Raw genomic sequence first — 12,478 nt, 5'->3', positions numbered from 1 at the left:
ATCATGACCACCGATCAGGACATCGTTCTGGAAACCCGCGACCTGACCAAGCATTACGGCGGTGTTCACGCGCTGGAGGCGGCCGATTTCATCCTGCGCAAGGGCGAGCATGTCGCCATCATGGGCGATAACGGCGCCGGCAAATCGACCTTCGTGCGCCAGATCACCGCGGTCGAGCAGCGCACGCGGGGCGATGTGATCTTCGATGGCAGGCCGGTGCATTTCGCCGGCCCGCTCGAGGCGCGCGAGGCGGGGATCGAGACGGTGTTCCAGAACCTCGCGCTGGCCGATGACCTGGACGTGCCGTCGAACATGTTCCTTGGGCGCGAGAAGATCCTGTTCAACCTTGGCCCCTTCTCGATCCTCGACCGCCGCGCCATGCGCGAGGCGACCATGCGGGGCTTGCAGAAGACCGGGGTGAAGATCCCCAATATCAACAACACCATCCGCAACATGTCGGGCGGCCAGCGACAATGCGTGGCGATCGCCCGGACGGCGGCCTTTGCGTCAAAACTGACGATCATGGACGAGCCGACGGCCGCGCTTGGCGTACAGGAAACCGCGCAGGTCGAGAACATCATCCGCACGCTGAAGCAGCAGGGGGAATCGCTGATCCTCATCAGCCACAACATGCGGCAGGTCTTTGACCTGGTGGACCGCATCGTGGTGTTCCGCCGTGGTCGCATCTGCGCCAACTTGGCGGTGCAGGAGACCGATCCGCAGGATGTCGTGGCCTATATCACCGGCGCCAAGACCGGGGCCGACTATGCCGGCGCCGCCTGACCCCTTCCCATTCCAGAGGCTTCCGAGAACCCCATGAAAATCGCGCTCGACCCCTTCATGCACCGGCATCTGCCCCTGGAGGCGCTGCCCTCGAAAGTCGCCGAACTGGGCTATGACTGGATCGAGCTTAGCCCGCGCGGGGATTTCCTCGAATGGTTCAAGGCGCCACGGGTGTTCCCCGAGCGGGTGAAGGGCTTCAAGCGCGCCTTGCGTGACGCCAATGTCGGCATTGCCAGCCTGCTGCCGATGTATCGGTGGGCCAGTAATGACGAGGTCGAACGTCAGGCCGCCGTCCGACACTGGAAACGCGCCATCCACATTGCCGTGGAACTGGGCGTCGATACGATGAACAGCGAATTCGGCCGCGGACCGCATCCCGACAAAGGCAGCTGCTATTGCTGCCATACCGGGTCGATGATCGAGACCTGCGAGGATGCCTGGTGGCGGTCGATGGAGGAGCTTGTCCCGATCTTCGAGGCCGAGGGGATCAACCTCCATATCGAGCCGCATCCCGAGGATTGGTGCGAAACCCTGCAACCGGCGCTGGACATCATCCGCACCGTGAATTCGAAGCGGGTGAAATTCCTCTACTGCGCGCCCCATACCTTCTATTTCGGCGATGACACGGCACTGATGCTGCGCGAGGCCGCCGATGTGCTGGCCCATGTCCATGTCGGCGATACCTTCAACCACAAGGCCAGCTCGGGCCTGCGCTATATCCTGAACCCGCCGGGCACGCAGGCGCGGGTGCATCAGCATCTGGATATCGGGCAGGGCGAGGTGCCCTGGGACGATTTCTTCGGCACGCTGGCCGAGATCGGCTTTGACGGCATCATGACCGCCTGCGTCTTCGCGTGGGAGGATCGGGCCGACAAGTCGAGCCGCTTCATGCGGGACGAAATGCAACGCTATGTCGATCAATACTGGGGCAAGACATGAGTTTGAATATCGGTGTCATCGGGACCGGCGCCATCGGGCAGGACCACACGCGGCGGATCAACCAGGTGCTGGCAGGTGCCCGCGTCGTGGCGGTGAATGACGTGAACCGCGCCAACGCGGAAAAATGCGTGGCCGATTATGCCCCCGGCGCCACGATCTTCGACGATCCGAACGCGCTGATCGCGGATGCCGGCATCGATGCGGTGCTGGTCTGTTCCTGGGGCCAGACGCACGAGGAATACGTGCTGGCGACCATCGCCGCCGGGAAACCCTGCTTCTGCGAGAAACCGTTGGCCACCACCGCCGAGGGCGCGCGCCGCATCGTCGATGCCGAGGTGGCTGCCGGCAAGCGGCTGGTGCAGGTGGGCTTCATGCGCCGCTATGATCCCGGCTACCGGGCGCTGAAGCGCGCGGTCGACAGCCAGACCGGCGCGCCGCTGATGGTCCATGCCGCGCATCGCAACCCGCGCGTCGGCAATGCCTATGTCACCCCGATGGCGATCCATGACACGCTGATCCACGAGATCGACGTGCTGCGCTGGCTTCTGGATGACGACTATGTCAGCGCGCAGGTGCTGTTCCCGCGCAAATCGCCCCATGCACACGAGGCGCTGCGCGATCCGCAGGTGGTGATCCTGCAGACCGCGAAGGGCGTGGTCATCGATGTCGAGATCTTCGTCAACTCCCGTTACGGCTATGACATCCAGTGCGAGGTTGTGGGCGAGGAGGGCATTGCCCGCCTGCCCGAGCCGATGGGCATCCAGACCCGGCTGAACGCCACGCTTGGTCAGCCGATCCTGATGGACTGGAAGGACCGTTTCATCGACAGCTATGATTACGAGCTGACGGATTTCATCCGCGCAGCCAGCGCTGGCACCGCCGCCGGTCCGACCGCCTGGGATGGCTATGTCGCGGCCGTCACCTCGGATGCCTGCGTCGCCGCGCAGGAGGCCGAGGGCACCACCATCGCCATCGACCTGCCGGCGCGTCCGGCGATGTACGGGTAAGGGGATCGCCATGCGCTTTGCCATGAACCATATCGCTGCGCCCGGCCTGTCGGTCGAGAAGTTCTTTGCCATGGCCCGCAGTCTTGGCGTGACCGAGGTCGAGATCCGGAATGACCTGCCCGACGTTGTGGGAACCATCGCGCCGGATCGGGTGAAGGCAGCCGCCGAGGCCGCCGGCGTGACGATCCTGACGATCAACGCCCTCTATCCCTTCAACCTCTGGTCCGGCGACCTGCCCGAGCGGGCCGAACGGATGGCCGATTATGCGAGCGCCTGCGGGGCAGGGGCGCTGGTCATGTGCCCGCTGAACGATGGCCGCAAGGTCGCGCATTCGCGGGTAGTCGAGGCGTTGGACGCGATGAAACCGATCCTGACCACTCGCGGGTTGACCGGGCTGGTCGAGCCTCTGGGCTTTCCCGTCAGTTCGCTGCGCACCAAGGCCGAGGCCATTGCTGCGATCACCGAGGCGGGCGATGACGGCACCTATCGGTTGCTGCATGACACCTTCCACCACCATCTGTCCGGCGAAGTGCAGATCTATCCGCATCGCACCGGGCTGGTGCATGTCTCGGGCGTGACCGATCCGGCGTTGGCGGTGGCCGAGATGCTGGACGAGCACCGGGTGCTGATCGATGGCGAGGACCGGCTGGACAATGCCGGCCAGGTCCGCGCGCTGATCGACGGGGATTACGAGGGGCCGTTCAGCTTTGAACCCTTCGCGCCTGAGATCCATGCGCTGACCGATCCCGAGGCGGCGCTGCGCGCCAGCATTGCGCATCTGGTGAAGGTCGTCTGACTGGCGGGCAGGAAGGGGCAGAATATGGGCAAGAAACTGGATGTCATCACCATCGGCCGGTCCTCGGTCGACCTCTACGGCGCGCAGGTCGGTGGCCGGCTGGAAGATATGGGGTCGTTCCAGAAATATATCGGCGGCTCGCCCACCAATATCGCCTGCGGCGCGGCGCGGCTGGGGCTGCGCTCGGCCGTCATCACCAAGGTCGGTGACGAGCATATGGGCCGCTTCATCCGCGAGCAGCTGGCCCGCGAGGGCGTGGATACACGCGGCGTCATCACCGACCCCGCGCGGCTGACGGCGCTGGTGCTGCTGGGCATCCGCGATCAGGACCAGTTCCCGCTGATCTTCTACCGCGAGAACTGCGCCGACATGGCGCTGACCGAGGCGGATATCGACCCGAACTTCATCGCCGAGGCCCGCGCGGTCGTCGCCACCGGCACGCATCTGTCGAACCCGAAGACCGAGGCGGCGGTGCTGAAGGCGCTGCATCTGGCGCGCGATCAGGGCGCGCAGCTTGCGCTCGACATCGACTATCGCCCGAACCTCTGGGGCGTGGCGGGGCATGGTGCCGGCGAAAGCCGCTTTGTCGAAAGCGCCCGGGTGACCGAGAAGTTGCAATCGACGCTGCCGCTGTTCGATCTGATCGTGGGAACCGAGGAAGAGTTTCACATCGCCGGCGGCTCGACCGATACGATCGCCGCGCTCAGGGCCGTGCGGGCGGTGACCGATGCCACGCTGGTCTGCAAGCGCGGGGCCAAGGGGGCGGTGGCGATCACCGGCGCGGTTCCGGGCGATCTGGACGAGGCCGAAAGTGGCCCCGGTTTCCCGATCGAGGTGTTCAACGTGCTGGGCGCGGGTGACGGCTTCTTCGCCGGTCTGCTGAAGGGCTGGCTCGACGGGGAAAGCTGGCCCCGGGCGCTGGAATATGCCAATGCCTGCGGCGCTTTCGCGGTCAGCCGGCATGGCTGCACCCCGGCCTATCCCTCGCTGGTCGAGCTGGATTTCTTCCTTCGCCGCGGCATCATCCGCCCCGACCTGCGCAACGATCCCGAGCTGGAGCAGCTGCACTGGTCCACCAACCGGCAGGGGCGGATGGGGGGAGACTGGCGGCAATGCCGGGTCTTTGCCTTCGACCATCGCGCGCAGCTGGAGGAGATGCCCGGCTATACGCCGGCGCGAGGCGGGGCCTTCAAGCGGCTCTGCCTGCAGGCGGCGCTGCAGGTTCAGGGCGGGCGGCCGGGCTATGGCATTCTCTGCGACAGCCGCATCGGTCGGGACGCGCTGCACGCGGCCTCCGGGACGGGGCTGTGGATTGGCCGTCCGGCGGAATGGCCGGGTTCGCGGCCCCTGGCGCTCGAGCCGGAGCTCGGCCCGGATTGTGGTGGCTTGCAGGAATGGGCGCGCGAGAATGTGGTCAAGCTGCTGTGCTTCTGCCACCCCGAGGATGCGCCCGAGTTGCGGGCGGAACAGGAGGCGACCGTCAGGCGACTGTTCACCGCCGCCCGTCGCAACGGGCTGGAGTTCCTGCTGGAGATCATCCCCTCGAAGTCAGGTCCGGTCGATGATCGGAGCACCGCGACCCTGATCCGTCAGTTCTATGCTGCTGGCATCTATCCAGACTGGTGGAAGCTAGAGCCGATGACCACACGTGCCGCCTGGCAGAACGCCATCGACGCCATCGAGAGCCATGACCGCCATACGCGCGGCATCGTGGTGCTGGGTCTCGACGCGCCCGAGGAGGAACTGGCCGCCAGTTTCGAGGTCGCTGCCGGCTTCCCGCTGGTGCGCGGCTTTGCCGTCGGGCGCACGATTTTCGGCGCCGTTGCCCGCGCCTGGTTCGAAGAGGACCTGTCGGATGCCGAGGCGGTGGCCGAGATGGCCCGCCGCTATGGCCGGCTTTGCGATATCTGGGACAAGGCACGGCTGGCGGCGCAGGTGGCGGCGTGAGTGTTGAGATAACGGGCAGGAGTGAGTTGGTGATGAGCGGGACAATCAGGCTGACGGCGGCGCAGGCAATGGTGCGCTGGCTGTCCGTGCAGATGACGGAAGAGGGCGAACGCTTCATCGACGGGGTCTGGGCGATCTTCGGTCATGGCAATGTCGCGGGTCTGGGCGAGGCCTTGCACGGGATCGGTGATACGCTGCCCACATGGCGAGGGCAGAACGAACAGACCATGGCCCATGCCGCCATTGCCTATGCCAAGACCAAGAAGCGCCGCCGGGCGCAGGCGGTGACCAGTTCCATCGGGCCGGGGGCGACCAACATGGTCACGGCGGCGGCGCTGGCGCATGTGAACCGGCTGCCGCTGTTGCTCATTCCCGGCGATGTCTTTGCCAACCGCCGTCCCGACCCGGTATTGCAGCAGATCGAGGATTTCGACGATGGCACGGTCAGCGCCAATGACTGCTTTCGCCCGGTGGTGCGCTATTTCGACCGCATCGCCCGGCCCGAGCATCTCTTGACCTGCCTGCCGCGGGCGCTGTCGGTGATGACCGATCCGGCCAATTGCGGGCCGGTCTGCCTGGCCTTCTGTCAGGACGTGCAGGCCGAGGCCTATGATTACCCCGCCCAGTTCTTCGCGCCGAAGGTCTGGCGCATCCGCCGCCCCGAACCCGACCCGCGCGAGTTGGCCGAGGCGGCGGAGTTGATCCGTGCGGCCAAGGCACCGGTCATCATCTCGGGCGGGGGCGTGATCTATTCCGGGGCCGAGGCCGTGCTGGCCGAGTTTGCGCGCGCCCATAACATCCCCTTCGTCGAAACGCAGGCGGGCAAGGGGGCGAATGGCTGCGAGGACACGCTCAATTTCGGCTCCCCCGGCGTCACCGGCTCGGAGTCTGCGAACAAGCTCTGTGCAGAGGCGGACCTGGTGATCGGCGTCGGTACGCGGTTCCAGGATTTCACCACCGGCAGTTGGGCGCTGTTCCAGAACCCCGAGCGGCGGCTGGTCAGTATCAACCTGCATGGCTATGACGCGACCAAGCATGGCGCGCTGCCTGTGGTCGGAGACGCTCGGGTGGCGATGGAAAAACTTTCCACCCTTCTGGGCAGCCACCGCGCCCCGGATTTCGACGCGCAGTCGCGGCTCGACTGGTTCGAGGCAGTTGCCGGCGTGACCGCCGCGCCCTCCGACAGCAACGCCCTTCCCACCGATGCGCAGGTGATCGGTGCGGTGCAGCGGGTGGCCACGCCCGAAACCGTGGTGATGTGCGCCGCCGGCACCATGCCCGGCGCGCTGCAGGTGCTGTGGCAGGCGGCTCCCGGCGGCTATCACATGGAATACGGCTACAGCTGCATGGGCTACGAGGTCGCGGGCGCCATGGGCATCAAGCTGGCCGAGCCCGATAAGGAGGTCGTCTGCTTCGTCGGGGATGGCAGCTACATGATGGCCAATAGCGAGCTGGCCACGGCGGTCATGCGCCGGGTCCCCTTCACCATCGTTCTGACCGACAATCGCGGTTATGGCTGCATCAACCGCCTGCAGATCGCCTGCGGCGGGGCCGAGTTCAACAACCTCTACCGCGACAGTGCAGTCGAGGTGCAGCCACAGATCGATTTCGCCGCCCATGCCGCCAGCATGGGAGCCCATGCCGAGAAGGTCGATGGCATTGCCGGGCTGCAGGCCGCGATCGTGGCGGCACGGGCGCGCGACATTCCCTCGGTCATCGTCATCGACACCGATCCCGTACCCGGCACCGGTGCTGGCGGGGCGTGGTGGGATGTGGCCGTGCCGCAGGCGGGTGGGCCAGAGCGGCTGGAACGTGCCCGCGCCGAATACAACGACAACAGCGCGCAGCAGCGCAGCTTTGACTGAGTGAGTGACATGATCCTTTACGGTACCAACCCCATCGCCTGGTCCAATGACGACGACTGGTCCATCGGCGATCACCTGTCTCTGGACGATTGCCTGTCCGATTGCCGCGAGATCGGCTTCGACGGCATCGAGAAGGGCCACAAGATGCCCGATGACGGCAGCGTGCTGAAGGCGAAGCTGGGCGATTACGGGCTGCGCTTTGCCGCCGGCTGGTTCTCGACCAACCTGCTGGTCAATGATCTCGAGACCGAGATCGCCCGGCTGCAGGACTGGATCGACTTCACCCGTGCGGCTGGTGGCGATCACATCAATGCCTGCGAATGCTCGAATACAGTGCACGGCAATGACGCGGTGCCGGTGAATGACCGGCCGATCATGTCCGATGCCGAATGGGACCGTTTCTCGACCGGATACGAGGCCTTGTCGGCCCATGCGGCGGGGCAGGGGGTCAAGATGGGTTATCACCACCACATGGGCACGATCATCGAAAGCGGCGAGGATATCGATCGCTTCATGGCGATGGCGGGTCCGGCGACGCGGCTGCTGCTGGACACCGGGCACGCGCAGTTCGGCGGGGCCGATCCGGTGGCGCTGGCGCGGAACTACATGGACCGCGTGACCCATATCCATTGCAAGAACATCCGCCCGGCGATGATGGCCGAGGTGCGCGCGCAGAACCTGTCCTTTCTAGAGGGCGTCCGGCGTGGTGCCTTTACCGTGCCCGGCGATCCCGAGGGCTGCATCGATTTCGAGCCGGTGCTGAAACTCGCCGCCGATGCCGGCTACAAGGGTTGGGTGGTGATCGAGGCCGAACAGGACAGCGCCATCCGCAACCCGCTGCAGTACCAGGGTCTGGGTCTGAGGACGCTGAAGGAGATCGCGGGCCGCGTCGGTCTGCGCTAGGCTGGCATGACAGTGAAGGAGGCGCGTTTGCTCGTAGACCCCAAGGCCCCGTTCTTTCGCCCGCTCTGGGTCCGCATCCTCTGTGTGTTGCTGCCGCTGATCTGGGCCGGAGTCGAGGTTTCGACCGGCAAAATCGGCTGGGGGCTGATCTTTGGCGCGGCGGGGATCTACCTGCTCTACGTCCTGTTCCTGTCGGCGGACAAGCCATGAGACTGCTGCGGAAACCCTTTGGCACGCATGGCAAGGTGCACCAGATCACGCCCGAATCCGCCGGCTGGCGCTATGTCGGCTTCTCGCTCTACCGGTTGCGGGCGGGCGAGGTTGCTGCAGAGGCGACCGGGGATCGCGAGGTCATTCTGGTGATGGTCGAAGGCAAGGCCAGCCTTCAGGCCGCCGGGCAGGACTGGGGTGTGCTGGGTGACAGGATGTCGGTCTTCGAGCGCAGCGCGCCGCATTGCCTCTATGTGCCGAACGGGCAGGACTGGCGGGCAGAGGCGATGACGGATTGCACCATCGCTGTCTGTTCGGCGCCCGGCCACGGCACCCATCCGGCGCGGCGGCTTGGACCCGAGGGCATCACGCTGACCGAGCGGGGCAAGGGCACGAACACGCGCTACATCAACAATATCGCCATGGAGGATCGCGAGGTCGCCGACAGCCTCTTGGTGACCGAGGTCTTCACCCCGGCGGGCCATTGGTCATCCTATCCCAGCCATCGCCATGACGAGGACGACTTTCCGCGCATCACCTACCTGGAGGAGACCTATTATCACCGGCTCGAGCCGGCCGAGGGCTTCGGCATCCAGCGGGTCTATACCGACGATGGCGGGCTGGACGAGGTGATGGCGGTCAAGGACGGCGATGTGGTGCTGGTGCCGCGCGGGCATCATCCCTGCGGCGCGCCCTATGGGTTCCAGATGTATTACCTGAACGTCATGGCCGGGCCGCTGCGCAAATGGCGCTTCGTGCCGGCCCCCGAGGTAGACTGGATTCTGAAGCGCGACGCCTAACGCCGCCCGCCATTGATCCGCGCGGCTTCTGGCAGGCGACGCAGCCATATCATTGCGCTCGCGCCGATCACCGGGCCGGGAACCAGAAGCAGGAAGGCCCATTGCCAGCCGCCGATCCACTGCGCGAAGGCCGGCATCAGCCGCAGGGTGATGACGGTCAGGCCGAAGCCCACGCCCATCTGAAAGGCCAGTGCGGTGCCGACCAGCCGGCGCTCGGACAGCTCGGTGACCATGGTCGAGAACTGGGCCGAATCCGCCACGATGGTGAAGCCCCAGACCAGCGCCAGCAGCACCAGCAGCCAGCCCGGACCGGTGAAGGCAAAGCCGATCAGCGCGGCGCAGCCGCCGGACAGGATCAGCATGATCGCCGTCGTCGCCGTCCGCCCGATCCGGTCGGCCAGACAGCCGCCGGCAACGCAGCCGACGGCGCCCGCCGCGATCACCCAGAAGGTCAGCCACGAGGCCAGCGCGCCACCCAGTCCCGCCTGCGCCAGCGCGCCCGAGGCAAAGGCAAGAAACCAGCCCCACATGGCATAAAGCTCCCACATATGGCCGAAATAGCCGGTATTGGCGAGCATCAGGGGTTTGTTCAGGACGATGTTCTTCAGCTCGGACAGGCTGAAGGCGGCGGGGACATAGCCATGCGGCCCCTCGCGCACGATCAGCGCCACCATCAGCGCCGAGGTCAGGGCGGCGGCCGAGGTGATGACGACGACGACCCGCCAGTCCAGCCCGGCGCTGGCGGCGCGGACCAGGTGGGGAAAGGCCGAGCCAAAGGTCAGCGCCCCGGTCACCATGCCAAGCGCCAGCCCGCGTCCGCCGATGAACCAAGTCGTCACCAGCTTCATCGCGGGCGGGTAGACCCCGGCCAGCGCCATGCCGGTCAGGAAGCGCAGCAGGGTGGCGCTGCCCGGTCCCGGCGCGGCCAGCAGGGCGAGGTTGCAGAGGCCCGCCGCGCAGGCCGACCAGCCGATCAGCTGCCGCATCGGCAGCCGGTCGGCAAGGCCGGTCACGGTCAGCCCCAGCGCGCCGGTGACGAAGCCCAGCTGCACGGCAATGGTCATCCAAGAGGCCGTCACCTCATCCATCTGCCAGCGGGCGCTGAGTTCAGGCAGGATCGCAGTGGCGGAAAACCACGGCGTCATCGACAGCACCACAGCGGCGCAGATCAGCGCCAAGGCACGCCAGCGCCCGGTTGCGGGCGCCGGCAGGGTCGCAGAGACGCTCACCGCCCGCGGATGCGCGGATCCATCGCGTCGCGGAGGCCGTCGCCGATATAGTTCACGCAGAGCACCGTCAGCGAGATGAACAGCCCCGGCAGGATCACCCGCCACGGGTAAAGCACCATCTGGTCAACGGCGTCGAACAGAAGCCGCCCCCAGGTCGGGAAGTCGGGCGGGAAGCCCAGGCCGAGGAAGCTCAGCGCGCTTTCGGTGATGATCGCCGTGGCGATCCCCAGCGTCGCGGCCACCATGATCGGCGACAGGACGTTTGGCAGGATATGCCGCAGGATCATCCGCCGGGGCGGCGTGCCGATGGACTTGGCCGCCAGGATGAACTCGCGTTCCTTCAGGCCCAGCACCTCGCCCCGAACGATCCGGGCAGACTGCATCCAGCTGGTCGCGCCGATGGCGGTGACGATCAGCAGGAAAATCCCCATCGCCGGGCCGAAGGTCTGCGACAGCGGCTCGCGGAAAAGCGTGACCATCAGCAGCAAGAGCGGAAGAAGGGGCAGGGCCAGGAACAGCTCGGTCATGCGCATCAAGGGCGCGTCGAGGCGGCGGAAATAGCCCGACATGACGCCGATGAAACTGCCCAAGGTGATGGCGAGCGTCATCGCCGTCAGCCCGACCGCGATCGAGACCCGCCCGCCCGACATCAGCCGGGCCAGCATGTCGCGGCCCAACTGATCGGTGCCAAGCGGATGGGCAGCGGTGAAGCCGCTGTTGCGGGCGCGGATGTCCACATAGGTCGGGTCGATGGTCCAGATCAGCGGCCCGATGGTGACGAACAGGATCACGCCGAGGAACAGGACCAGCGCGACCATGGCGCCGGTATGGCTGCGGAACTGGCGCCACACGTCCAGCCACTGGCTGCGCGTCTCGCCGTCGGCATGGACCGGGTTGTTCGGCGGCAGCTCGCCGGTGACTGGGGCGGGGCCGGCGGTCTCGGCGACCAGCTCGGCGGTGTCCAGCTGCTGCTGGCGTTCGGTCTCAGTCATAGCGGATCCGCGGGTCTAGTAGGCCATAGACGATATCGGCGATCAGGGTGAAGGCGACGATCAGGATGGCGAAGATGAAGGTCAGGGTCAGCACCATCGGAATGTCATTCGCATGGATGGCCGAGATCAGAAGCTGGCCAAGCCCGTTCACCTTGAACACCTGCTCGGTGATGATGGCCCCGCCGAAGACGGCGGGCAGCCCCAGCGCGATGACGGTGACGACCGGGATCAGGCTGTTCCTGAGCACGTGTTTCAGCACCACGGTCTTTTCCGACAGGCCCTTGGCGCGGGCGGTGCGGACGTAATCCTGGTTCAGGTTGTCCAGCATCGAGGCACGCATGAAGCGGCTGATCTGGGCGGCGTTGTAGAGCGCCAGCACCGTCACCGGCATGACCATCTGCTTCACCTGCACAAGGAAGCTGGGCCAGTCCCTGACCACATGGGTGGTGTCATAGATCGAGGGGAACCATTGCAACTTGACCCCGAAGATGATGATCAGCACCACCCCGGTGAAGAAGGTCGGCATCGAGAAGCCGACCATCGACACGAAGGTGCCCAGCTGGTCGAACCAGCTGTATTGCTTGTAGGCCGAGATGATCCCGATCGGGATCGCGATCAGCACGCCGATCACGTAGGACATGCCGACCACGGTCAGGGTCTGCGGCACGCGCTGCGCGATCACGTCGAAGACCGGGCTGCGCGACTGGAAGCTGATGACGCGCTGCATCCCGGCGCTGTAGCTGGTGCCGAAGACCTGGTCGAACCAGTGCAGCGGTTCCACCCAGAAGAACTGCTTCAGCCACAGGACATAGCGGATGTACCAGGCCTGACCGAGGCCAAGCGCCTCGCGCATCCGCTCTTTCACCTCGGGCGGCACGGTCAGCGGCACATCGCCAAGCGGATCGCCGGGCGAGGCTTCCAGCAGCAGGAAGATCACCAGCGAGATGAACAGCAAGGTCGGAATGGCCAGCAGGGTCCGGCGAATGGTGAAGTTCAGCATCGCCACG

At 65.9% G+C, this 12,478-nt stretch carries 12 protein-coding genes; 9 read left to right on the top strand and 3 right to left on the bottom strand.

Translation table 11 applies throughout. The features are described from left to right. The first annotated feature begins 3 nt into the window (after nt 1-3). Genes CX676_RS09905 through iolB form a run of 9 tightly spaced genes read left to right on the top strand, consistent with a single transcriptional unit; the run spans nt 4 to nt 9,250 of the window. On the top strand, nt 4-783 hold the full coding sequence (locus CX676_RS09905) for an ATP-binding cassette domain-containing protein (protein WP_101752471.1): 780 nt from the start codon (nt 4-6) through the stop codon (nt 781-783). Nucleotides 784-816: 33 nt separating this feature from the next. Further along, nucleotides 817-1,722: a sugar phosphate isomerase/epimerase family protein gene (locus CX676_RS09900; RefSeq protein ID WP_101752470.1), complete on the top strand. Its 906-nt coding sequence runs from the start codon at nt 817-819 to the stop codon at nt 1,720-1,722. Then, nucleotides 1,719-2,729: a Gfo/Idh/MocA family protein gene (locus CX676_RS09895; protein WP_101752469.1), complete on the top strand. Its 1,011-nt coding sequence runs from the start codon at nt 1,719-1,721 to the stop codon at nt 2,727-2,729. Before CX676_RS09900 ends, CX676_RS09895 begins: the two co-directional genes overlap by 4 nt. Before the next feature lie 10 nt (nt 2,730-2,739). Next, on the top strand, nt 2,740-3,525 hold the full coding sequence (locus CX676_RS09890; RefSeq protein WP_101752468.1) for a TIM barrel protein: 786 nt from the start codon (nt 2,740-2,742) through the stop codon (nt 3,523-3,525). 24 nt (nt 3,526-3,549) lie between these two features. Then, a complete protein-coding gene (locus tag CX676_RS09885) occupies nt 3,550-5,472 on the top strand; it encodes a bifunctional 5-dehydro-2-deoxygluconokinase/5-dehydro-2-deoxyphosphogluconate aldolase (RefSeq protein ID WP_101752467.1) in 1,923 nt (640 codons plus the stop codon). Nucleotides 5,473-5,504: 32 nt separating this feature from the next. Then, on the top strand, nt 5,505-7,337 hold the full coding sequence (gene iolD, locus CX676_RS09880; protein WP_198590169.1) for a 3D-(3,5/4)-trihydroxycyclohexane-1,2-dione acylhydrolase (decyclizing): 1,833 nt from the start codon (nt 5,505-5,507) through the stop codon (nt 7,335-7,337). Between the two features lie 9 nt (nt 7,338-7,346). Beyond that, complete coding sequence (gene iolE / locus CX676_RS09875) at nt 7,347-8,240, top strand: myo-inosose-2 dehydratase (protein WP_101752466.1); 894 nt, start codon at nt 7,347-7,349, stop codon at nt 8,238-8,240. Nucleotides 8,241-8,267: 27 nt separating this feature from the next. After that, nucleotides 8,268-8,450, top strand: coding sequence for a hypothetical protein (locus CX676_RS09870; RefSeq protein WP_101754250.1), 183 nt, complete (start codon nt 8,268-8,270; stop codon nt 8,448-8,450). Continuing rightward, nucleotides 8,447-9,250 carry a 5-deoxy-glucuronate isomerase gene (gene iolB / locus CX676_RS09865; protein WP_101752465.1) on the top strand — a complete coding sequence of 268 codons (804 nt, stop codon included), beginning with the start codon at nt 8,447-8,449 and terminating at the stop codon, nt 9,248-9,250. Before CX676_RS09870 ends, iolB begins: the two co-directional genes overlap by 4 nt. Here iolB and CX676_RS09860 read toward each other — a convergent pair. The 3 genes from CX676_RS09860 to CX676_RS09850 are packed head-to-tail and all read right to left on the bottom strand — an operon-like array spanning nt 9,247 to nt 12,471. Beyond that, nucleotides 9,247-10,479, bottom strand: a complete 1,233-nt coding sequence (locus tag CX676_RS09860; RefSeq protein ID WP_232816404.1) for an MFS transporter — start codon at nt 10,477-10,479, stop codon at nt 9,247-9,249. The genes iolB and CX676_RS09860 overlap by 4 nt on opposite strands. After that, complete coding sequence (locus tag CX676_RS09855) at nt 10,476-11,471, bottom strand: ABC transporter permease (RefSeq protein ID WP_101752464.1); 996 nt, start codon at nt 11,469-11,471, stop codon at nt 10,476-10,478. Before CX676_RS09855 ends, CX676_RS09860 begins: the two co-directional genes overlap by 4 nt. Beyond that, a complete protein-coding gene (locus tag CX676_RS09850; RefSeq protein WP_101754248.1) occupies nt 11,464-12,471 on the bottom strand; it encodes an ABC transporter permease in 1,008 nt (335 codons plus the stop codon). Before CX676_RS09850 ends, CX676_RS09855 begins: the two co-directional genes overlap by 8 nt. Between the last annotated feature and the right edge of the window lie 7 nt (nt 12,472-12,478).

Source organism: Paracoccus zhejiangensis (assembly GCF_002847445.1).
GTDB classification, from domain to species: Bacteria; Pseudomonadota; Alphaproteobacteria; order Rhodobacterales; family Rhodobacteraceae; genus Paracoccus; species Paracoccus zhejiangensis.
This window is presented reverse-complemented; position numbering and strand designations above follow the sequence as displayed.